Here is a 21570-nt window from a genome sequence, read left to right on the forward strand (position 1 = left end):
AATCACGCTTGAAAAGATTGAACACGTGTGCAATATGAACGCGTGTTCAATCTTTTGAGAGATGGTTATTCCGCATGGACCTGATGCCTTATCCGGATACGTTGGCAGCCCGTGCCGAACTGTGCCGCAGCGTTATTCTTTCCGCCGGGGAACTGGTGCTGAAAGGCTTTCAGGGCGAGGCGACACGCAGCTTCTCGATGAAGGGCCCGCAGGACTTTCTGACGGTGACGGATGCAGCCTCCGAAGCGCATATTCGCGGCGCGATCTCGGCCTGCTTTCCTAAGGACAGTTTTTTCGGCGAGGAGGGCGGCGGTGTGATCGGTGATCGCGTCTGGGTCGTTGATCCCGTGGACGGCACCGCAAATTTCGCCCGCGGCATTCCGCACTTCTGCATCTCCATCGCCTATGTCGAAAACGGGCAAACCGAAATCGGCGCTATCTATAATCCGGCTCTGAATGAACTTTATTTCGCCCGACGCGGCGAGGGGGCAACGCGTAACGGACAGCCGATCCAGGTTGCGCAGACGGAACGTTTCGATGCGGCCTCGATCGAAATGGGCTGGTCGACCCGTATCGCGAATGCCACCTATCTTGATGTCGTCAAGAACCTGCTCGATATGGGCACCAATGTGCGCCGCGCCGGTTCCGGTGCGCTGGCGCTTGCCTATGTGGCCGATGGCCGCTCCGATGCCTATCTCGAATTGCATATGAATTCATGGGATTGTCTTGCGGGACTGCTACTCGTCAGCGAAGCTGGCGGCGACGTCTGCCCTTTCCTGGAGATCGGTAGTCTTGAAGATGGCGGGCCGGTGCTGGCCGCAGCCAGCGGTGTTGCAAGCGGCGTCAGCCGGGCATCGAAGATACCTTTGGCAGAGCGGCAGCCTTCGGATCGGCAGCGGGCCGTATCGGCCTGAGTTTAGACGAGCGCCTGTCCGTGAAGGGTGCTTGGTGCATGTGGAGGAATGAGATGGATGGACCCGTTTATGCCCGGCCTGCGATCAGCCTGATTGCGGAAGGGCTCGGCCCGCGTAACGTTGCGCTCTATATCGGCGGCAGCGATGGTGCGAGCGACCTTGGGCTCCTTCACCGGCACGGCATTACCACCGTCGTCAACTGCGCCGTCAATCTGGATATCAATCTCGTGCAGGCGTCGGCGGAAGATGGCGACAGGTGCGCGGTGGGGTATGGCGATATCCGTTATTATAAGCTCGGTCTTATCGACGGCGAAGGCAGTCCGGACACGATGATGTTGGGGGCCTATTATATTCTCGACGGCGCATTGCGGCAGACCATGCCGAAACGCGAAACCTATCCGTTCCCCGATGGCGGCAATGTGCTCGTCAATTGCCGCAGCGGCCGCAGCCGCTCGGTATCGCTGGTCGCGCTTTTCCTGCACAAGCAGCAGCCGCATCTTTACCCTAACCTCGACGATGCACTGGCTGTGATCCGCACGAAGCGGGAATTGCGGCCGGACGAATGGTTCGAGACACCGAAACCGATGCTTTATGCTGCTGCCCGCCGCGCTTCCGACTGGATCGATATGGTCGAAGGCAGAAAGACTGTCCAACCATGCTGAAACGCACGCTTCCTTCCGTCGCCGTCATTGCCGACGCCCATTTCCATGACACGGCGGCCGATTTCGGTTTTCCCGGAATAGAGGTCGATGGAGAACGCATCACCATGCGTAGCTGGTCGGATACACGCGAATCCACCCGTGTTTTCAACGAAAGCGCCGATGCGCTGCATGCTGCACTCGAAGAAGTGCGGCAGCGGGGCATTCGCCATGTGGTGCTGCTTGGCGACTATACCGACGACGGCCAGCGCGCGACATCCGAAACGCTGAAGGGTATTCTGGAGCGTCATCGTGATACCCATGGCACCGCCTTTTATGCGCTGCCCGGAAATCACGATATTTTCGGCCCGCGTGGCCGGCATCATACCAAGGAGTTTCTGACGGAGAACGGCAAATGCCTTTCCGTTTCAAGCGATGCGCGGCGGGCCGGTGATCGGGTGGTGATCAGCGACCGGATGTATTGCGAAGGCTACCCCGTTGGCCTTGGCCCGATGGCGGCTTTCGGATATTTCCGCCAGCCGGACTATCTGCATTGGGAAACACCGTTCGGGCTTTCCGATGCGACGGAAGATCGTCTCTACGAGGTGCGTTCCCCCGATGGCACCAATATCTACCGGCTGATGGACGCATCTTATCTGGTTGAGCCGGAGCCGGGCCTCTGGCTGCTCATGATCGACGCCAATATTTTCGAACCGCTTGACGGCACTTTCGATACGGGTGAGGAAGCGGCTTTCACCGACAGTACCTCTGGCGGCTGGAATGCGCTTTTGCGCTGCAAGCCCTTCATCATCGACTGGATTGCCGATGTGCGCGAAAGGGCGCAGGCGCTCGGCAAGACTTTGCTCGGCTTTTCGCACTATCCGGCGCTCGATCCCTTCGATGGCGCAAGCGGTGCCGAAAGTGCGCTGTTCGGCGAAACCAACGTGGTGCGTCGCACGCCGCGCAAGGCGGTTGAGGATGCGCTGGTCGAGGCCGGGCTCCAAGTCCATTTCAGCGGACATCTGCATGTGGAAGGCGTAACCCGGCGTGGGGAAGGGGAAACCTCGCTCACCAATATCGCCGTGCCGTCTCTGGTTGCCTTTCCACCCGCCTTCAAGGTCGTCCATCCCCAGCAGCACGAGATTTCCATTGAGACGGTGGAAATGGCCGCGCTGCCGATTAACAGCCGCATTTGCCGGGGGTATGCGCAGGAAATGGCACTTGCGGGCGAGGATGAGGACCGCGCATTTGCGGCCGGCAATTATGGTGATTTCCTGCTTGGCCACAAACGCGCGCTTATCAGGCATCGTTATTTCACCAAGGAGTGGCCAGCCGGGATCGTGTCGGCGATTGCGGATAAAACCATATCCGAGGTTATCGGCCTGCTTGGTGAAAAAAGCCTTGCCTCGCATGATGTCGGGCTTTCCTCCGATCTGCCGATGTTCGAGCTTATTGCTGACTGGTATTGCCTGCGTCAAAGCGCGGGTCTGGCGCTTGTCCATATCGCGCCTCAACGGCTTTCCCTTTACCGGATGCTGGCAGAGCGGTTCGGCCGTGAGCCCGATCACCACGACGGTTCGGTTAAGAGTTTTATCGAAATCTTCTTCGGTGCCCTTGGGCTGTTTCTCGACCGTGCCGAAGGCGGTTTGCGGCATCTGGAGCTCCGTCTCACACCGCAACTCCAATCCGTTGCGGTGTGATCCGTAGGTTTTTTCGACGCAATCCGCGATGTGAACGGGGCAGATCAACGTCCCCTCGGGGAAGAGTGGCGGCAAGCAGGACAGGCGAGGTGATCTATTGGAATCGGTCGTTGTCAGCATCAATCTGTTCGGCGCGGTGGCGCTGCTGCTTTTCGGCCTTGGGCAGATCAAGGACGGAATGTCGCGTGCCTTCGGCGCCAAGCTTCGCATCGGGCTTGCCGCCGGTACACGGGGCGGGTTTCGCTCCTTCATCGCCGGTCTTGTGGCGACGATCGCCCTGCAGAGTTCGACAGCCACGGCGCTGATGGTTGCCTCCTTCGTTGAAAAAGACTTGATCGCACCGGCGATGGCGCAAATCGTGCTGCTCGGCGCGAATGTGGGTACTGCGACGACCGCGTGGATTGTCGCACTCGGTCTTGGCTGGCTGTCGCCGATGCTGATCCTTGCCGGTGTCATTCTATTGCGTGGAAAGTCGGTGCAGAGGCAGGGTGCGGGTGCTGCCCTTGCCGGTGTCGGCCTGATGCTGCTTTCCCTGCATCTTCTTTCTGCGGCGACGGATCCGATCCGGCAGTCGCCGGCGCTTAACCTCTTCATTTCCATGCTCGGCAATGCCTGGCCGGTCGCGTTGATCTTTTCCGCGGTGCTGGCCGTGCTGGCATCATCGAGCCTTGCCATCGTCGTCCTCATACTCTCGCTTGCGGCAAGCGGCGGCATTGAAACAAGCCTCGTTATCGTGCTGGTACTCGGCGCCAATCTTGGCGGCGCGGTTCCGCCGGTGCTGGCGACGTTGAAGGCGCCGGTCGCGGCGCGCCGGGTGGCGCTTGGCAACCTCATCGTCCGGACCACCGGCTGTGTCGCAGCCCTGCCTCTTGCCGGGTACGGCGCGGCACTGCTCGACATGTCGCCTTTCTCGCACGCCAATCTAGCGGTCGATGCGCATCTCCTTTTCAATCTTGCTGTTGCTGCGATCGCATGGCCGCTATCGCCTTTGTTGCTGCGGATGACGACCGCGCTGCTGCCGGAAAAAGAGGGAGTCGAAAGCCGCCGCAGCTATCTCGACAGTCATGATCTGGGTCAACCGGTTGCGGCGCTTGCCGGTGCAAGCCGCGAGGTCATGCTGGTTGGTGACCTGATCGAGCGCATGCTGCGTCAGGCGAATGACGCCATGCGCGACAGCGATCTTTCCAAGCTCAATGATATCAGTACGCTGGAAGGCCGGGTCGATAGTATCCAGCATGCCATCAAGGTCTATGTCTCGAAGGTGGGCCAGGACGGTTTGTGCCAGAAGGATCAGCGACGTGCGATGGATATCGTTGAATATGCCATCAATCTCGAACATATCGGCGATATCATCGAGAAGGGCATCCGCCCGGAAATCGCCAAGAAGATCAATCTTGGTCTCAGGTTTTCCGATGATGGCAAAAGCGAGCTGGAACGTCTATTCTCCATCACGCTCGACAATATCCGCATGGCGCAATCCGTTTTCGCCACCCGCAATGCCGACCTTGCCCGTCGGCTGGTGGAGGTGAAGGAAGATGTGCGACGGCTGGAAAAACAGTCATCGGAGCGACATCTCCAGCGCCTGCGCGACGGCCTGACCGACAGCATCCAGACAAGCTCAGTGCATCTCGACATGTTGCGCGATCTGAAGCGCATCAACGCCCATATCGCCGCCGTCGCACATCCGATCCTCGATGAAAGCGGTCTCCTGATCGAAAGCCGGATCAAGCAGGCGGGTTGAAGCCATGCCAGTAAAACGACGCTGTGGTTTTTGCCCGGGAGTGCTCTTCTAGCGCGCGGTGATCCTCTCGACCATCTCAACGGGCACGACCTGAAGCCGGGTCTCGGGCTCGTCGCTGTCGAGGGCGGTCAGGACCTTCTCGGTCAGCGCGTCAAAGGATTGGGCAACGGTCGTCAGCTGATAGCTTTTCCAGCCCGCCTGCGGAATATCGTCGAAACCGACAATCGACAGGTCTTCAGGAATTCGGCGGCCCATCTCTAGCCTTGCTGCATCCATGAAGCCGAGTGCCAGCAGATCGGTCACGCAGAAGGCGCCGTCTATTGTCTTGTCCGTCAGCAACTCGCAGCCTGCCTGATAGCCGCTGTCATAACTCGTCGGACCGCCCGACCATGGAACGACCTCGATACCCTCGATGCTCATGCGCTGGGTGAAAGCGCCGGCGCGGCGCAGCTGTGCCGGTGTCTGGCTGCCGCTGGAAACGACCGCGACCTTCCGGCATTTAGCCGCCACAAGCCGCATGGCGGCGAGATCGGCGCCGTGGGAATCGTCGCTCAGCACCATGTTCGTATCGGTCCGGTCGAGGCGCTGGTTGATGAGGATGAGGCGCACGCCATTGGCAATGCATTCGTCTACGATAGAGGCTGGCGGCTCGCCGGAGAGTACGACGATGGCCTGGGCGCGAAACTCGAAAAGCAGTTCGATCAGCGGCGCGATATCCTTGCGTGCATCGGCCGCATTCAGCAGCAGGCATTGCAAGCCGCGACGCAGAAGGCCGATGCTGAGGAGGTCGAGCTGTTTTGAAATAAACGGCGAGCTGAGATTGGCACCCACCACCCCGATGAGATTGGATCGGTCATTATTGAGGCCCTGGGCCAGACGGTTGACGCGGTAGCCAAGCTCATGCGCGGCTTTCAGCACCTTGCGCCGGACGGCCTTCGATACGCTGCCGCCGGGGGTGAATGTGCGCGAGACGGCGGAGCGCGAGACACCAGCCTTTTTCGCCACCTCTTCGGCCGTCACGAACCCTCTCGCCATTCAACTTCCCCGTTGCAAAACCTCATGTCTGATATCACAGGCCATAAGGGCCGACTATTCCAATCGAAATATTTCAGCTGCGAGGCCTCTTGCTGAGCGAAGGCGGTTCTCGCTTTAGCCGGCAAATATATCGTCCTTTCCATTCTCATTCTGCGGGAAAAAATGACTGCTTGTGCGTCGATAAGAAAATTTGCAAAACAAGTTCAATAAAACTGTTTAAAAACAACGGCATATATCAATGATCACGTGTGCATTTTTTCGTTGACAAAATGCCGTTTAGGATGGATCATGCATTCCAAGGTTAAGCGCTATATGGAATATTTATTCCACATTTTGCTTGCCGGCGATGTTTCCGGGAGGAGCTGGATCATCGTTGCTCGCGGGCCTGATGTGCCCGCTGCTGAAGCATTGACGCATTGCTTATGTTCGACGCACGCGCCGCCTGTTCCGCAGGTTGCGCGCAGGCAGATGCTTGCCGGCGTGTCCGAGCAATGTTGCGGCCATATGGGGAGGAATAATGGCTCTTTTAAGCGAATCAACGAAGGCGGAGGCACTGGGGCGTCCCCCGGCGACCGCGCCTTCGGCATGGCAGGCCTGGCGATATCGCCTCAAGGTTGCGCTCAGGGAGCCGACGACGCTCATCGGCGTGCTGACGGCGTTACTTTTCACCTATCTGATCGTCGTTCCGATCATCTCTATCGTTCTGGATGCCGTCCGTGTCCAGTTCGGCCACGAACGGCGTCTTGGCAAGGATGTCGGTGACCTCACGCTCTATTATCTCGACAGGGCGTTCTTCTCGCCCGTCGCAACGGATCTTTTCTGGCATCCGCTCTTCAACACGCTCACCGTCGCTTTGGGGGCGATTGCGCTTTCGCTTGTTATCGGCACGGTGCTTGCCTGGCTTATCAGCCGCACGGACATGTTCGGTCGCCGCTGGTTCGCGACCGCGCTGATCGTGCCCTACATGCTGCCCGCATGGACCTTCGCTCTCGCCTGGACGACGCTGTTCAAGAACCGCACCGTTGGCGGCCAACCCGGCTGGTTCGAGGCGATGGGCCTGACACCGCCGGACTGGGTGGCCTATGGGCGCTTCCCGATCACCATCATCCTTGCCCTGCATTATACACCTTTCGTTATCCTGCTGTTCGGCTCGGCGCTGCGCCGCTTCGACTCGCAGCTGGAAGATTCGGCCCGGATTCTCGGCGCCCATCGTTATCAGGTGGCTTTGCAGGTCATCCTGCCCTTGATGCGTCCGGCGCTGCTCTCTTCCATGGTGCTGATCTTTGCAAAGTGCCTCGGCGAATTCGGCGTACCCTATGTTCTCGGGCTTCCCGTGAAGTTCGAAGTCCTCTCGACATCGCTGTTCCGCAGCATCGCCTCGCGCCAGACCGGTGTTGCCGGTGTCGTTGCGGCCTCGATCATGCTCATCGGCATCATCACGCTGATGATCGATGCCCGCCTGGTTCGCGAAGCCCGCCGTTTCGTGACGATCGGCTCGAAGGGGTCGATGAACCGGCAAAGCCGCCTCGGCAAAATGCGTCTTCCGGCAACGGGCTTTGCGGCCGCTGTCTTCATTCTCAGCGTTGGTCTGCCTTTGCTCACCCTCGCTCTCTCGACCGTCATGAAGATGCCGGCCAAATTCACGTTCGACAATTTCACGCTCGATTACTGGATCGGCAGCAATCTCAACACGGTGGCCTTGCAGACCGGCGTTCTTTTAAGCCCCGATCTATGGGCAGCCGCGAAGAACACGATGATGATCGTTGGTCTTGCCTCGCTCACATCTGGCGTCCTCGGCCTTCTGGTCGGGTATGTCGTCATCCGCACGCCGGTGCGCGCCCTGTCGGTCTATCTGCGTCAGGTCACGTTCCTGCCCTATCTCGTGCCCGGCATCGCCTTTGCCGCCGCCTATCTCTCGCTCTTTGCGGTTCCGCGCGGGCCGATGCCGGCGCTCTACGGCACGGTGACGATCCTTATCCTCGCACTGATTGCCGACCAGATGCCCTATGCCTCGCGCGCCGGTATCTCGGCCATGACACAGCTTGGAAAGGACCCGGAAGAGGCAGCACAGATCGCCGGTGCCGGTTGGTTCCGCCGCATGGTCTCGATCGTCATCCCGATCCAGAAGGGATCGCTGGTGACGGGGGTTCTCCTGCCCTTCATCTCGGGCATCAAGGGCTTGAGCCTGTTCGTGATCCTCGCGGTGCCGAGCACGGATGTTCTGACCACCTATTCGCTGCGGCTGGTCGACTACCACTATACGCAGGCCGCAAACGCCGTGGTGCTGATCATCGCTGGCATTGCCTATTTCGGTACCCTGTTGGCCCAGAAGCTGACCCGCACAAATCTTGCAGAAGGACTTGGAAGCTGATGCCTACCATCAACCTGCGCGGGGCGCAGAAGAACTACGGCGTGAATTCCGCAAATGCGGTTTCCGATCTCGATCTCGAAATCCGCGACGGCGAATTCATGTGCCTGCTTGGCCCTTCCGGCTGCGGCAAGACCACGACGCTGCGCATGATCGCGGGTCTTGAAAACCTCTCCGGCGGTGAAATCCGTGTCGGCGACAGGGTGATAGATTCCGTCAATGACGGCATATTCGTGCCGCCGGAAAAGCGCGAAATGGGGCTCGTCTTCCAGAGCTACGCGCTCTGGCCACATCTGACCATCGAGCGCAACACCGATTTCGGCCTGCGCCTGCGCAAGCTGCCGAAAGCCGAGCGGGAGGCACGCGTCGAGCGCGTCATGCAGGCGCTCGACATTGCCAAGTACCGCGACCGTTATCCGTCACAGCTTTCCGGTGGGCAGCAGCAGCGTGTGGCGCTGGCCCGCATGCTTGCCGTCAATCCCGGCGTGCTCCTTCTGGATGAGCCGCTGTCCAACCTCGATGCCCGGCTGCGGCTGGAAATGCGCGCCGAGCTTAAGCGGCTGCACAAGGAGTTCAAGACCACCATCGTCTTCGTGACGCATGACCAGTGGGAGGCAATGACACTTGCAACGACAATCGCCGTCATGAACGAGGGCACGCTCCAGCAGATGGGTACGCCGAACGATATCTACGACCGTCCGGCCAACCGCTTCGTCGCCGAATTCGTCGGCAGTCCGCCGATCAATATTCTGACCTTCGGCCAGCCCGGCGTGTCTGATATCGCCGACAATGCGGAGGCTTATTTCGCAACACGTTATCCGCAGTTGCGCGGCATCGCCTCGGTCGGCATGCGGCCAGAGGCGATGGGTTACACGGCAAGGTCTGAGGATGTACCGCAGGGCAGCCTCTTCGGTGAAATGACGGTGACCGGCGTGCTTCCGACGGGCGGCAGCTGGATTCTCGAATTGAGGAGCGAGAACCACACGCTGTTCCTGACCACCCATGCCCTGCCGCGCGTCGATAGTGGCGACCGAGTGTTTTTCCACGTGCCTCCCGACGCCCTGCATGTGTTCGATGCCAAGGGGCAACGGATTACCGAAGCAGACGCCGTGCTGAGGAGCAGTAGCTACAACTGAAAACGACGAAAAGACTGACAATCGCGTGCTGAAGGAGGAGCAGTATGAAGCGGAAAATGACGGGCGGCCTTAGCCGTCTCCTGTGTGCAACGGCAATTCTGGCAACGTTTGGCGGCGTGGCGAAGGCGGGGGAGCCTTTCGACCTCAACGCTCTGATCGAGGCTGCCAAAAAGGAAAAGCCGATCACCGTCTATGACAGCACGGGCAAAATCGTCGAAATGGCGAAGAATTTCGCCAAGAAGTATGGCGTGGGCGCGGAGGGTGCGAAGGTAAAGGCAACAGCGCAGCTGGAGATGGTCATCCGCGAGGCGCGGGCCAACAATATTCAGGGTGACGTCTCGATCATAAGCGATGCCCCGGCGGCGATGGCACAGCTTATTCCAATGGGCTTTGTCGAAAGCTGGTTGCCGCCGGATCTCGCTGGCAATATTCCGCCAGAATATCAGGATCCGCTGACCGTCGTCACCAGCGCCAATGTCTGGGCCTACAATACCGAGCTTTTCGACAAATGCCCGGTTTCCAATATCTGGGAACTGACCGACCCGAAGTGGAAGGGTAAGGTGGCGATGCAGGATCCGCTCGGCAAGGCATCCTATGTCGACTGGTTCAACCAGATGGCTAAGCATGGCGATGGAGAGGTGAAGGCGGCCTATAAGGTGCTTTACGGCAAGGACCTCGAGACCGCAGAGTCAAGCGCGACAGCGGCCTGGGTCAAGGCACTTGCCGCCAACGCGCCGCTGCTGACCGATGCCGATGCAGCGGCGGCGGAAGCCGTTGGCACGCCTGGCCAGAAGCAGCCCTTCATGGGCCTCATCAGCTCGGCGAAGTTTCGCGATAATGCCGACAAGGGCATGAAACTCGGCCTCTGCAAGGAGCTGAAGCCGTGGATCGGCTGGCTTTATCCAGGTGTCGGCCTGATCACCAAGGGCACGGATAGCCCCAATGCTGCAAAGCTCTTCATTCACTACGTCATGACTGCTGAAGGCATCGCGCCGCAGGCGATCGACGGCAAGATGTCCACCAACAAAGACGTGAAACTGCCCGCCGACGAACCTTCGGGTATCGGCGCCGTGCTCGACCGCGTTCTGCCCTACAGCATGGCCACCAGCCTGGAAGACTGGGATGCGCGCGAAACCTGGCAGGACTTCTGGCGTGTGAATTACAAGAAATAACGGGGGGACCGACACAGTGAATATCATGACCAAGAACCGATGTGGTGGCGAGCGGCGGCGGCGGATGGCGGCTTCAGCCCTTTCCCTCATCTTCTCGCTGGCGCTTGGCGGTTCTGCCCACGCGCAGGACGCCTTTAATCTCGATGCGCTCATCGACGCCGCGAAGAAGGAAAAACCGATCACCGTTTATGCGGTGACCGGCAAGATCGTCGACACCGCACAGGCCTTCACCGCGAAATATGGCGTGCAGGCAAGCGGCAAGAAAGTGAACGAGGCAACTCAGGTCGAGTTGATGATCCGCGAACATCGCGCCGGCAATGTCGTCGGCGATGTCAGCGTCGCAACGGATGTCGCCTCCGCCATGGGGGAACTTCTGCCGGAAGGCATTGCCACCAGCTGGTCGCCACCGGATATGGAAAGCGATATTCCGCAAAAGCTGCGCGATCCGCTCGTGGTCGTTTCGGATCCGCATGTGTGGACCTACAATACCGAGAAATACGACAAATGCCCGGTCACCAACATCTGGCAGCTGACGGAGCCGCGTTGGAAGGGCAAGCTTGCCATGCTCGATCTCTTCGACAAGCCGCTTTATGCCGACTGGTTCAACCAGATCGAAACCCATCATGACGCCGATGTCGCCAAGGCCTATGAGGAGCTTTACGGCAAGAGGCTGGAAACGGGCGAAAAAAGCGCGACGGCTGCCTGGGTGAAGGCCTTTGCCGAGAACGCTCCCCTGCTGACGGACTCGAGCACGGTTGCCGATGCGGCGGGCGCTCCGGGACAGACCGATCCCTTTTTCGTCATCACCTCGGCGGCGAAATACCGCGATAATGAGGCCAAGGGGCTGAAGCTCGGTCTTTGCAGCGGCGTAAAACCGTTTTCCGGGTTCCTCTATCCCGGCTTCGGCCTGATTGCCGGGCAGACCAAAAGCCCGAATGCTGCAAAGCTCTTCCTTCACTATCTGATGACGGAAGAGGGCATCGCGCCGCAGACGGTCGATGGCAAAATCTCCGGCAACTCGAAAATCGGTCTGCCGGCGGACGAACCATCGCGGGTAGCCGATCATCTCGACGAGTTGATAGCCTTTGATGCCGCAACGGCGGCCGACGACCTCGACAAGCGCGAAGGCTGGCAGGATTTCTGGCGTGTGAACTACAAAAAATAACGGCAGGGCAGGCGCGAGCCTGCCTTGCCTTTTCCTTGGGAGGGGAAAGATGAGAAGAAGCAGATTTTTACCGATGACGGCGATAGCCATCGCCGTTGCAGGCATATCCGCAATGGGGGCTGCAGCCGAAGAAACCTTCGATCTCGATGCGATCTTGGCGGCGGCGAAGCAGGAGAAGCCGATCAATATCTACGATAGCACCGGCAAGATCGTGGAGATGGCCGACAAGTTCAGCGCCAAATACGGGTTAAAGGCGACAGGCGTGAAGGTTTCCGCCAACAGCCAGCTGGAAATGATCATTCGCGAAAGCCAGTCCGGCAATGTGCAGGGCGACGTGGTGCTGATCACCGATGCGCCATCGGCGCTCGCGCAGCTTCTGCCGGCGGGTTTTGTCGAGAATTACCTGCCGGGTGACATGGTTGCGAAAATCCCGGCGCAGTTCCAGAATCCGCTGGCAATCTCCACCAACGCCAATGTCTGGGCTTACAATACGGAAGCCTATGATAAATGCCCGGTGACCAACATCTGGGAACTGACCGAGCCGAAATGGAAAGGCAAGGTCGCCATGGTCGATCCCTTGAGCAAGAGCACCTATACGGACTGGTTCAACCAGCTCGAAGCCCACGGCAACGAGAAGGTGGCGGCCGCCTACAAGGCCCATTTTGGCAAGGATATCGAAAAGGATGCGGCCGCAGCCTGGATCAAGGCGCTGGCGCAGAACGGCCCGCTTGCCACCGATGGCGATGACCCGGTGGCAGAGGCCGTCGGTGCACCCGGCCAGAAGCAGCCCTTCTTCGGCCTGCTCAGTTCTGCCAAGTTCCGCGACAATGCCGACAAGGGCTACAAGCTCGGCCTCTGCACTGGTCTCGATCCCTGGGTCGGCTGGACCTACATCAAACTTGGGCTCATCGCCTCCAAGACCAAAAGTCCGAACATGGCGAAACTCTTCGTCCACTACATACTGACGGAAGAGGGCATCGCACCGCAGATGAAGGACGGCAAGCTGCCGACCAATATCGACATCAAGATGCCGGCTGACGAGCCGTCGGGGCTGATGAAGGTTGCCGACAGGCTGATGGGTTACGAGTCCGCCACCGGCCTCAACGATTTCGATCGTCGCGAGGAATGGCAGGATGTCTGGCGCGTCAACTACAGGAAATAATCCAGGCTGGCGCGGTCCTGCCGCGCCGGTCCCTCCTTTGCGAAAAAAATAGACTGGATATGCCGATGCAAAGCCCTTCTTCGACTGAAAACAAATCTGGAAATGAGGAGGCGCTTTCCCGCTCGGTGCGGCTGATGAAAATCGCCGAAGCGGCGGCGCGTGCCGTGCGCGATCCGCTGCTGGTGGCATTCCGCTCTGATATGGCGGTGGATTACAAGGTCGATCTCCACGACATCGTCACCATTCACGACAAACGCGCCGAAGCCGCGATCCGCGCCGTCATTCTCGAACGGGAGCCGAATTCGGCGATCATGGGCGAAGAGGGTGGCCAGATCGGCAACGGCGAGGTGCAATGGTATGTCGATCCGATTGACGGCACGGCGAATTTTGCCCGTGGCCTTGCCTTCTGGTGCGTATCGATTGCCGCCGTCATCGGTGGGGAAGCCGTTGCCGGCGTGGTGTACGACCCCGTGGCTGACCAGATGTTTTCCGCCGACCTCGAGGCTTCTTATCTCAACGGCGACAGGCTGCGCTCCCGCAGCGTTGCAGATGAAACCCGGGCGACGCTTATCACGGGCTATCCGGTCTCGCGCGATTTCCGGCTGGATGGGCGGGATGCGGCACTTTCCAATTTCGGTGCACTTGTCGAGACCTTCTCGACGCTGCGCCGGCCCGGCAGCGCTGCCCTCAGCATCGCGCATGTGGCGGCCGGCTGGACAGATGCTGCTGCGGGCTTCGGCGTCAACGCCTGGGATGTGGCAGCAGCCATCCTCATTCTCAAGAATGCCGGGGGAACATACGAGCCGCTGACCTTGGGGAAGGTGGCGGAGGGGTCGGCCGATTTTCTCTGCCCCGGCTATATCGCCACGGGCGAGGGGGCGAATTACCAGACATTGCAGCGGGTGGCGCGAGCCATATCCGCGAGCCGCATAGCCAGGGCAGCGATCCCGCCAAGCCAGACGGCTGCAAACGCCTGAACAAGCAAGGACATGACGGCCGCCACATCGGCGCCGATGGAGACAAGACATGCCGCAACCGGAAAAGACCCTATCTCGCGAACAGGAAACCGGCGAATTGCCGAAGCTCAGCCGCATCTATGAGCGGCATCCTCTTTATGGCGTCGATCTCTTCATTTCAGGTAAGGAAGGCGCCAGCGATCTGAAGCTTCTGCGTGAAAACGGCATCACCACCGTCGTCAATTGCGCCGTCAATCTCGACTTCAACTTCGTGGAGCAGCCGCAGATCGTTTCCGATCATGAAGGCAGCGTCTATGGACCCGGCGAAATACGTTATTACAAGATCGGCCTGATCGACGGCGATGGAAATCCCGATACCCAGATGGTTGCGGCCCATTACATCCTGCGGGCGGCGCTCGAACAGATACTGCCCGACAAGCCGTCCTATCCCCGGCGCGAGCGCGGCAGCGTGCTGATCAATTGCCGCGGCGGCCGCTCGCGTTCCGTCGCCGTTGTTGCGCTCTTTCTGCATATGACGTTGCCGGTGGAATTCCCGACGCTCGACGATGCCATCAGCTTCGTACGCGTGAAGCGTGAGCTGCCTGAAAACGAATGGTACAAGGCGCCGAAACCGGTGCTTGCGGAAGCAGCCCGCCGCGCCGCCGGCTGGATTACCACGATCGATGCCGCCCACTAGAGCGGAGGACGGTTTTCACCGGTCGGCCGCTTGCTTGGTGACGCAAATGTGGAGACGTGCCGTGGCTTGCACGTCACGTCGCCATTTCGAAACGGGTTCGGGATTTTTCCAGCTCACGCCTCGGGAAGCGTGGTGTTCCAGACCCGGACCTTTTCGATGTTTCTGTCCGAGCAGGAAACGATCTCGAACTCGAACCCGTCGCCGGAAACACGTTCGCCGATCTCGGGAAGGCGATTGAGGCGCCAGAGGATATAGCCGGCGACGGTGGAGTAACGATCATCCTCGTCCACCAGATCGATATCCAGCAGATAGGATACCCGTCTGACGTCGACAGCGCCGTCCAGCAGCCAGGAACCGTCCTCTGCCCGTTCCGAAATCTGCGATTCCTCGCCCTCATCCGGAAATTCGCCGGCGATAGCCTCGAGAATGTCGGTAGGCGTCGTTATTCCCTGAAGCGTGCCGTATTCGTCGACGATGACAGCCATCTGGAGCGGGGATTTGCGCAGCTGCTCCATGACCTGCAACGCGGTGGCGCTTTCATGCACGACAAGGGGTTGGCGCAGCGAGCGCTCGAGGTTCAATTTGCCGTCATGCAGCAGATCGCGCAGCAAGTCCCTCGTTGCGGCGACACCGAGGAACGAATCCAGCTTGCCCTGCGCCAGCATCAGGCGGGAATGGTCGAGTTCCAGCAGGCGGTTCCTCAACGTATCATGATCGGCGTCGACATCGAGCCAGTCGATTTCCGTCCGTGGCGTCATGATTGAGACAACGGGGCGCTCGGCAAGCGTAAGGACACCGCGGATCATGTCCTTTTCCTCGGATTTGAACAGGTCGCTTCGTGCCGCCTGTGCCGCGATGACGTCGGCTGTCTCGCCAAGGGACTGTTCTTCGCCGACACGGCCGCCCAGAAGCCGCAGAATGGCATCGGACGTCCGCTCGCGCATATCACCGGCGGTGATACGTCTTTCGCGATTGCGCCTGCCAATCTGGTTTGCCGCCTCGATGAGCACGGAAAAGCCGATTGCGGCATAGAGGTAACCCTTGGGAAGGTGGAAGCCGAAGCCTTCGACGATCAGGCTGAAACCGATCATCAACAAGAAGCCGAGGCAGAGAATGACCACGGTGGGGTGTTTCGACACGAAGCTCATCAGCGGCTTCGATGCTGCCATCATCACGGCCATGGCCACGCAGACGGCGGTAATCATCACCCAGAGATTGTTGACCATGCCGACGGCGGTGATGACGCTGTCGAGCGAGAACACGGCATCAAGCACCACGATCTGCACGATCACCTGCCAGAAGACGGCATGGACGACCTTGCCCTGTTTTGGCTTATGCGCGCCCTCCAGCCGTTCGTGCAGTTCCATCGTTCCCTTGGCGAGCAGGAACGCACCACCGAGAATGAGGATGAGGTCGCGCCCGGAGAAGGAGAAGTCCGCGACCTGAAATAGCGGCCGCGTCAACGTCACGATCCATGAAATCGAAAACAGCAGCAGGATGCGCATGACAAGCGCCAGCGACAGACCGACGATCCGCGCCTTATGGCGTTGATGCGGCGGCAGCTTGTCGGCGAGGATCGCGATGAAAACGAGGTTGTCGATGCCGAGGACGACTTCGAGGACGATAAGGGTAACGAGGCCGATCCAGATATTTGGATCTGCGAGGAATTCCATGGTCAGGGGCCTTTATGGGAACGGGCGCGAACGCAAAAAGCCCCGGACTGAACATCCGAGGTTGAAACCCGTTTCGTTGAAGAAAACAAGAAAGGACGAGGCTGGCTTCGCTTTACGCAAGCCAGCCTCGTTCGGTGTCGACTATCGTCGGTACTGTCGCCTTCGTCAGGCATATCGCGGAATTATCCCACTATCAGTCAATTCTTGTGCACGTGGCAGTAGCAGATTCCGGGCGGTCGGGGAAGCGTTTTGCGTGCATCATCCTTTGCGAGGCGGATTTGCAATCCTCCCTGCAAGGGCATTATCGCGTTTTTTCGCCGATATCCGAGGTGGTTCGCTTGTCGATGGCCTTGCCATCGAGGATGCCTCTCAGAACGTCGAGGCGCTCGTTGATAAGCCATCCATAGTAGTTTTCAACCGGCAGCAGGTTCTTTGCGCCTGCATCCACGGCCGTCCGCAGGCGTTCGGCGCGACGCCGGGGTTGGCCGACATTGTAGAGGGTGGCGGTGATGCCGGGATTGCCGGAAATGTCGAAGCCTTTTTCCCTGTAGGCGTCGATGGAATCTCGAAGGATAGCGGCGATGTAGATGATGCTCCGGTCAGGATCCATGACGTCACGGTAGATCTCTTTCGGCCTGTCGGCGGAGAGTTTCGGCAGACCACTGGTTCTGTTTACGAGATCGGTGACCTGCAGCGCCGTCAACGGGCTGATCTGGCCAAGACCAAAGGTCTGTCCGGCATAGAAGGGCTGGAAGAAGGCCCGCTGGAACGAAATCGCTTCATAGCTCACGCCATCGACGACCTTGCCGCGGAAACTTGCATCCCAAACGATATCGCGGCAGCTCCATTGCTCGGATGTCGTGGCAAGCGTCGCGCAGGAGCGGAATTCCGGACGCTCGAGAAACGTCTTCAGGGCAACGCCCTGATAGCTGAATTTTATATCGAGTTCCGCATAGGAAATGGCCTTGACGTAATATGTCTGCAGGCGGTCCACGGCGGTGACGTTGAAAGTGTGTTCGCCAACGATAGCGCCGACGATATGGATAGGATCGATGCCATATGCCGCTCCCGCCTTCCTGATCTTGCCAAGTAGACCGGGTTCGCTGTTTAGAAGATCAACCGTCTTGCGGAATTTTTCCTCATAGGTCGTGGAAAATGCCCTGGTCCTGATCGCCGAGGCCTGAGGTATTTCCGGCTGTTGGGCGGAGCGGTTTCCGGGAGGTACGACGACCATCTGCTGCGCTGCGGCATTTGAGGGTAGGCAGGCCAGTGCCAGAATGACAGCGGCCGCGCGGGTGGTCTTCGCAAACAGGCTCATGCAGCGTTCTCTAATATGTGGATTACTATTGCGTGACGGCCTCTTCATAGGCAGGCCGCCCCGGTGTGGCAAGTTCCCGCTGCTCACTTTACCGTTGCTGACCGTTCAGATGCCGTGGCTACCCCGGCGTTATCCCAGTCAACGCCGCTCCTTGTCGGGACCATCGGGAGCGGAATTATCGGGTTCGTTAAAAGTCGAGCATTTTGTTTCATGTGAACTCAAATCGCCACCGGTAGGTCATGTCGTCAGGAGACGAACATGACCCATCTCATCAAATTGCTGCAAGCATGTTTCATTCTGGCCGTCGCGGGTTTCGCTGCGCCGGTGCAGGCGTCTCCTTCGATGCAGACTGGCAAGTTCACGTCGCAGCCCATCGGGCATTACGATTTCTGCAAGCGGCATACGGATGAATGTCAGCCGGTCAAGGAAATGCCGCCGCTCAGTCTTACGCCTGATGTCTGGGCTACCCTTGTTTCGATCAACAGCGCAGTCAATATCGAAATCGACCAGCGTTCCGACATGGAAGTGTGGGGTTACGAGGACTATTGGGAGTATCCCTATAACGGCGCGGGAGACTGCGAGGACCTCACGCTGGAGAAACGGAAACGGCTTATGGATGCCGGTTTCCCGGTTTCCGATCTGCTGATCACCGTCGTCCGGGACGAAAAAGGCGATGGCCATGCCATCCTCACGGTAAGAACGGACCGCGGAGATTTCATTCTCGACAATATGAAATCGAAGATCTTTCGCTGGGACGAAACGCCCTATACCTATCTCAAGCGTCAATCCACGGAGCATGCCGGTCGATGGGTGGATATTGAAGGCTCCGGTTCGCCCGCCATCGCCGCCCGCGAGGTTGGCCGGGCCACCGCCACCTCCGCGACCACGCGCCGCAACATCCTCGACATCATCATGGGGCGCTGAAGCTTTCGCCTCGTTGCGGATCGGAAAGCCCCGAAGGGCCGTCCGGTCCGGATATGCCCCATGGTTCGTTTCACCGGCCTCCGAGGCCGGCTCCGGTTTCTTCATCAAACAAATGCAGGTCGGTCGGGTTGATGTCGAGGCCGACGACTTCGCCGCTCCTGACCTCACTGCGCCCCTGTATAGCGATGACCACTTCGGTCGACGTGCCAAGGGTGAGGAAGGTGGCCGAACCTGTGGTTTCCACGGCCGAAACAGGTAACGTCAGCGCCGCGCCGGTTGCGGTTCGCGGTCGGATGTGTTCCGGCCTGATACCAACGATGACACGCTTGCCGGGCGATAAGGGAGCCGGGTTTTTGATGGACTGCTGCGGCTCGCCTTCACTGAAACGCAGCTGAAGCGCCGCGCCGTCCGGGCTGACCGTTGCCGGAATGAAATTCATTGCCGGTGAACCGATGAAGCCAGCAACAAAACGATTGACCGGGCGGTCGTATAATTCCAGTGGCGTGCCCTGCTGTTCGATCACGCCGTCGCGCATGACGACGACGTGATCCGCCATCGTCATCGCCTCTATCTGGTCATGGGTGACATAGACCGAGGTGGCGTGCAGGCGGTCGTGCAACGCTCGGATTTCCTTGCGCATGTGCACACGCAGGGCCGCGTCTAGATTGGAGAGCGGTTCGTCGAACAGGAATGCCTGCGGGTTGCGGATGATCGCGCGGCTCATCGCCACACGCTGGCGCTGCCCGCCGGAAAGTTCGCGCGGATAGCGCTTCATCAGCTTTGACAGGCCTGTGGTGGCTGCAACCTCCTCTGCCGCCTTGCGGGCCTCTGATTTTGCCACGCCGCGCATGCGCAACGAATAGGTCAGGTTCTCCTCCACCGTCATGTGCGGGTAGAGCGCATAGGACTGGAACACCATCGCCACATCGCGCTTGCGCGGCGGCACACCGTTCATCAAAGTGCCTGCAATACGCATGTCGCCGCTCGATATGGTTTCCAGCCCCGCCAGAGAACGCAGCAAGGTGGACTTTCCGCACCCGGACGGGCCGACGAGGGCGACGAAGGTGCCCTTCTTGATGGAAAGATGGATGTTCTTCAGCGCGTGAAAGGCACCGTAATATTTGTTTACGCCGGAAAGTTCGATCTGAAGGGTCATTTTAACGCTCCCGATGTCAGGCCGGAAACGATGCGGCGCTGCAAGAGAATGAACAGGGCAAGAATGGGCGTCACATACATGGTCGCATAGGCCATGATATTGTTCCATTCGCTGGTGTTGGGGCCCATGAAGGAATTGAGGCCGACACTGGCAGGCTGCAATTCAGCCGCCTGGATCATCGATTTCGAATAGACGAATTCCCCGAATGCCTGCATGAAAATGAGAATGGCGCTGACGAGAATGCCGTTTCTGGCAAGCGGCAGCACGATGTTGAAGAAGGCGCCGACGCGGGAATTGCCGTCCACAAGCGCTGCCTCTTCCAGCTCCTGCGGCACCGCCATGAAGGTTGCGCGCACCAGCACCACGAAGAAGGGCATACTTTTCGCCGCAATGGCGAGAACGACCGACAGGCGGGGATAATCCAGCAGACCCACTTGCGAGAAGCCGACGAAGATCGGCGTAATCATAAGGGACGCCGGCAGAACCTGCAGCATGAGGATGAGGAAGAGGCCGATATCAACCCAGACGTTGCGATAGCGCGCCAGCACATAGGCGCAGCCAACGCCAAGCACGGTGATGAGCGCCACGGCACTTGAAGCGATGAGCACCGAATTCCACAGATAACGGCCCATATTGCGGCTTTCCCAGACATAGGCATAGGTCTGCCATTGCGGATCGGCCGGCCAGAAGCCCGGCGGGTTCGCAAACATCTCCGAGCCGCTTTTCAGCGAGGTCAGATACATCCAGTAGAGCGGAAAGAGATAGATGACGGCAAGCACGACGGCGATTGCCAGCATCAACCGGTTGCGGGTCGTGATACTCATCCGCGCACCTCATGCCGTGTCGAGCGCACATAAACGACGGAAGCCAGCATGACGAAAACGATCATGATGACGGAGATCGTCGCGCCCTTGCCGAAATCATATTGCCGGAACGAAAGATCCCAGGCCCAATATTGCGCCACGTTGGAACTGTTGTTGGGCCCGCCATCGGTGATGGCGGCGAAAAGATCGAACTGCTGAAGCGTGAAGATCAGGCCGAGCGAGATGACCGCGCCGATGGTGGAACGCATCATCGGCAGGGTGATGGTGTAAAAACGCTGCCAGGCGTTCGCGCCATCCAGCTCCGCCGCTTCGTAGAGATCGCCGGGGATGGAGGCGAGGCCGACAGAAAGAAGGATCATGTTGAACGAGGTGCCGAGCCAGATATTGGCGATGACCACGGCCCAGAGCGAAAAATTCGCGTCCGATCGCCAGAAGATATTGCCTGAGATCATGCCGCTTTCCCGCAGGAAGAAATTCAGCACGCCGAAATCGCCTGACAATATCCAGTTCCAGATCGCGCCGACGACGAGGCCAGGCATGACCCAGGAAACGAGGAACAGCCCGCGCAGCCAGGTGGCGCCGGGAAAGTTCACCCAGAAGAACAGCGCCAGACCGAAGCCGATGGCGAATTGCCCGGCAATCGAGGTGACGACAAAGGTGACGGTGTTGAAAAGGATCGGCAATGTTTCCGGTTGCCGGAACAGGTCGATATAATTCTTGAAGCCGACGAAGGGGCGCACGAAGGTGCCCAGGCTGAACATGTCGACTTCCTGAAAGCTCATGACGATGTTGTAGATGAGCGGCAGCCCCGCCATGACGAACAGGAAGCCCAAAGGAAAAGCGACGAGGATGAGGTCGAAACCACGACCGTCGCTGACGCTGGAAAACAGTTTTTTCATGAAACATCCTCACAAGCTCCGATCGGGGCCGCCGCTGCATTAAGCAGCAGGCAGCCCCACCGGGAGGAACCCCTTGGATGGGGCCGGGTGAA

At 59.2% G+C, this 21570-nt stretch carries 18 protein-coding genes; 12 read left to right on the forward strand and 6 right to left on the reverse strand.

Features of this window, described 5'->3' with window-relative positions:
* Positions 1-74 precede the first annotated feature (74 nt).
* The 4 genes from ACQZ45_RS22505 (at position 75) to ACQZ45_RS22520 (ending at position 4993) form a co-directional block, all read left to right on the forward strand.
* Positions 75-914, forward strand: a complete 840-nt coding sequence (locus tag ACQZ45_RS22505) for an inositol monophosphatase family protein (protein ID WP_019566887.1) — start codon at positions 75-77, stop codon at positions 912-914.
* A gap of 53 nt (positions 915-967) precedes the next feature.
* A complete protein-coding gene (locus ACQZ45_RS22510) occupies positions 968-1576 on the forward strand; it encodes a dual specificity protein phosphatase family protein (protein WP_019566888.1) in 609 nt (202 codons plus the stop codon).
* Positions 1570-3252 carry a metallophosphoesterase family protein gene (locus tag ACQZ45_RS22515; RefSeq protein WP_112153122.1) on the forward strand — a complete coding sequence of 561 codons (1683 nt, stop codon included), beginning with the start codon at positions 1570-1572 and terminating at the stop codon, positions 3250-3252. The genes ACQZ45_RS22510 and ACQZ45_RS22515 overlap by 7 nt, the downstream gene beginning before the upstream one ends.
* 97 nt (positions 3253-3349) lie before the next feature.
* Positions 3350-4993 (forward strand): Na/Pi cotransporter family protein, encoded by a 1644-nt coding sequence (locus ACQZ45_RS22520; protein WP_035200110.1) that lies wholly within the window; start codon positions 3350-3352, stop codon positions 4991-4993.
* Between the two features lie 48 nt (positions 4994-5041).
* Here the strand turns inward: ACQZ45_RS22520 and ACQZ45_RS22525 are convergent, their stop codons facing one another.
* Positions 5042-6028 (reverse strand): LacI family DNA-binding transcriptional regulator, encoded by a 987-nt coding sequence (locus ACQZ45_RS22525; RefSeq protein WP_003518188.1) that lies wholly within the window; start codon positions 6026-6028, stop codon positions 5042-5044.
* Positions 6029-6545: 517 nt separating this feature from the next.
* On the opposite strand from ACQZ45_RS22525, the gene ACQZ45_RS22530 reads away from it, so the two are divergent.
* The 7 genes from ACQZ45_RS22530 to ACQZ45_RS22560 all read left to right on the forward strand — a co-directional run bounded on the left by ACQZ45_RS22530 (position 6546) and on the right by ACQZ45_RS22560 (position 14684).
* Positions 6546-8399, forward strand: a complete 1854-nt coding sequence (locus ACQZ45_RS22530; RefSeq protein WP_003518186.1) for an ABC transporter permease — start codon at positions 6546-6548, stop codon at positions 8397-8399.
* Positions 8399-9532, forward strand: coding sequence for an ABC transporter ATP-binding protein (locus ACQZ45_RS22535; protein ID WP_003518184.1), 1134 nt, complete (start codon positions 8399-8401; stop codon positions 9530-9532). The genes ACQZ45_RS22530 and ACQZ45_RS22535 overlap by 1 nt, the downstream gene beginning before the upstream one ends.
* 44 nt (positions 9533-9576) lie before the next feature.
* The gene (locus tag ACQZ45_RS22540) at positions 9577-10704 is read left to right on the forward strand and encodes an ABC transporter substrate-binding protein (RefSeq protein WP_149916506.1); all 1128 of its coding nucleotides are present in this window, start codon (positions 9577-9579) and stop codon (positions 10702-10704) included.
* A 64-nt stretch (positions 10705-10768) separates the two neighbouring features.
* On the forward strand, positions 10769-11869 hold the full coding sequence (locus tag ACQZ45_RS22545; RefSeq protein ID WP_149916539.1) for an ABC transporter substrate-binding protein: 1101 nt from the start codon (positions 10769-10771) through the stop codon (positions 11867-11869).
* Between the two features lie 73 nt (positions 11870-11942).
* Positions 11943-13031, forward strand: a complete 1089-nt coding sequence (locus tag ACQZ45_RS22550) for an ABC transporter substrate-binding protein (protein ID WP_035200115.1) — start codon at positions 11943-11945, stop codon at positions 13029-13031.
* A 59-nt stretch (positions 13032-13090) separates the two neighbouring features.
* Positions 13091-14008: an inositol monophosphatase family protein gene (locus tag ACQZ45_RS22555; RefSeq protein WP_188352080.1), complete on the forward strand. Its 918-nt coding sequence runs from the start codon at positions 13091-13093 to the stop codon at positions 14006-14008.
* A gap of 49 nt (positions 14009-14057) precedes the next feature.
* Entirely contained in the window at positions 14058-14684 is a 627-nt protein-coding gene (locus ACQZ45_RS22560; protein WP_013762253.1) for a dual specificity protein phosphatase family protein, read from the forward strand.
* 113 nt (positions 14685-14797) lie between these two features.
* Here the strand turns inward: ACQZ45_RS22560 and ACQZ45_RS22565 are convergent, their stop codons facing one another.
* Both ACQZ45_RS22565 and ACQZ45_RS22570 read right to left on the reverse strand, forming a co-directional pair.
* Complete coding sequence (locus ACQZ45_RS22565) at positions 14798-16357, reverse strand: TerC family protein (RefSeq protein WP_019566897.1); 1560 nt, start codon at positions 16355-16357, stop codon at positions 14798-14800.
* Positions 16358-16658: 301 nt separating this feature from the next.
* Positions 16659-17675, reverse strand: a complete 1017-nt coding sequence (locus ACQZ45_RS22570; protein ID WP_003518169.1) for a DUF1402 family protein — start codon at positions 17673-17675, stop codon at positions 16659-16661.
* Positions 17676-17933: 258 nt separating this feature from the next.
* On the opposite strand from ACQZ45_RS22570, the gene ACQZ45_RS22575 reads away from it, so the two are divergent.
* The gene (locus ACQZ45_RS22575) at positions 17934-18599 is read left to right on the forward strand and encodes a transglutaminase-like cysteine peptidase (RefSeq protein WP_065658463.1); all 666 of its coding nucleotides are present in this window, start codon (positions 17934-17936) and stop codon (positions 18597-18599) included.
* Between the two features lie 70 nt (positions 18600-18669).
* On the opposite strand, the gene ACQZ45_RS22580 is transcribed toward ACQZ45_RS22575, so the two are convergent.
* The 3 genes from ACQZ45_RS22580 to ACQZ45_RS22590 are packed head-to-tail and all read right to left on the reverse strand — an operon-like array spanning position 18670 to position 21478.
* Positions 18670-19755 (reverse strand): ABC transporter ATP-binding protein, encoded by a 1086-nt coding sequence (locus tag ACQZ45_RS22580; RefSeq protein WP_025595105.1) that lies wholly within the window; start codon positions 19753-19755, stop codon positions 18670-18672.
* Positions 19752-20579, reverse strand: a complete 828-nt coding sequence (locus tag ACQZ45_RS22585) for a carbohydrate ABC transporter permease (RefSeq protein ID WP_448742558.1) — start codon at positions 20577-20579, stop codon at positions 19752-19754. Before ACQZ45_RS22585 ends, ACQZ45_RS22580 begins: the two co-directional genes overlap by 4 nt.
* A complete protein-coding gene (locus ACQZ45_RS22590) occupies positions 20576-21478 on the reverse strand; it encodes a carbohydrate ABC transporter permease (RefSeq protein ID WP_448742559.1) in 903 nt (300 codons plus the stop codon). The genes ACQZ45_RS22585 and ACQZ45_RS22590 overlap by 4 nt, the downstream gene beginning before the upstream one ends.
* Between the last annotated feature and the right edge of the window lie 92 nt (positions 21479-21570).

The sequence above is a fragment of the Agrobacterium sp. 16-2014-1-2a genome (assembly GCF_053522705.1).

Excerpts from the sequence above, each read along its gene's own strand:
- ACQZ45_RS22505 (WP_019566887.1), top strand. The coding sequence starts at position 75 with ATGGACCTGATGCCTTATCCGGATACGTTGGCAGCCCGTGCCGAACTG.
- ACQZ45_RS22510 (WP_019566888.1), top strand. The coding sequence starts at position 968 with ATGGATGGACCCGTTTATGCCCGGCCTGCGATCAGCCTGATTGCGGAA.
- ACQZ45_RS22515 (WP_112153122.1), top strand. The coding sequence starts at position 1,570 with ATGCTGAAACGCACGCTTCCTTCCGTCGCCGTCATTGCCGACGCCCAT.
- ACQZ45_RS22525 (WP_003518188.1), bottom strand. The coding sequence starts at position 6,028 with ATGGCGAGAGGGTTCGTGACGGCCGAAGAGGTGGCGAAAAAGGCTGGT.
- ACQZ45_RS22530 (WP_003518186.1), top strand. The coding sequence starts at position 6,546 with ATGGCTCTTTTAAGCGAATCAACGAAGGCGGAGGCACTGGGGCGTCCC.
- ACQZ45_RS22535 (WP_003518184.1), top strand. The coding sequence starts at position 8,399 with ATGCCTACCATCAACCTGCGCGGGGCGCAGAAGAACTACGGCGTGAAT.
- ACQZ45_RS22540 (WP_149916506.1), top strand. The coding sequence starts at position 9,577 with ATGAAGCGGAAAATGACGGGCGGCCTTAGCCGTCTCCTGTGTGCAACG.
- ACQZ45_RS22545 (WP_149916539.1), top strand. The coding sequence starts at position 10,769 with ATGGCGGCTTCAGCCCTTTCCCTCATCTTCTCGCTGGCGCTTGGCGGT.
- ACQZ45_RS22550 (WP_035200115.1), top strand. The coding sequence starts at position 11,943 with ATGACGGCGATAGCCATCGCCGTTGCAGGCATATCCGCAATGGGGGCT.
- ACQZ45_RS22555 (WP_188352080.1), top strand. The coding sequence starts at position 13,091 with ATGCCGATGCAAAGCCCTTCTTCGACTGAAAACAAATCTGGAAATGAG.
- ACQZ45_RS22560 (WP_013762253.1), top strand. The coding sequence starts at position 14,058 with ATGCCGCAACCGGAAAAGACCCTATCTCGCGAACAGGAAACCGGCGAA.
- ACQZ45_RS22565 (WP_019566897.1), bottom strand. The coding sequence starts at position 16,357 with ATGGAATTCCTCGCAGATCCAAATATCTGGATCGGCCTCGTTACCCTT.
- ACQZ45_RS22570 (WP_003518169.1), bottom strand. The coding sequence starts at position 17,675 with ATGAGCCTGTTTGCGAAGACCACCCGCGCGGCCGCTGTCATTCTGGCA.
- ACQZ45_RS22575 (WP_065658463.1), top strand. The coding sequence starts at position 17,934 with ATGACCCATCTCATCAAATTGCTGCAAGCATGTTTCATTCTGGCCGTC.
- ACQZ45_RS22580 (WP_025595105.1), bottom strand. The coding sequence starts at position 19,755 with ATGACCCTTCAGATCGAACTTTCCGGCGTAAACAAATATTACGGTGCC.
- ACQZ45_RS22585 (WP_448742558.1), bottom strand. The coding sequence starts at position 20,579 with ATGAGTATCACGACCCGCAACCGGTTGATGCTGGCAATCGCCGTCGTG.
- ACQZ45_RS22590 (WP_448742559.1), bottom strand. The coding sequence starts at position 21,478 with ATGAAAAAACTGTTTTCCAGCGTCAGCGACGGTCGTGGTTTCGACCTC.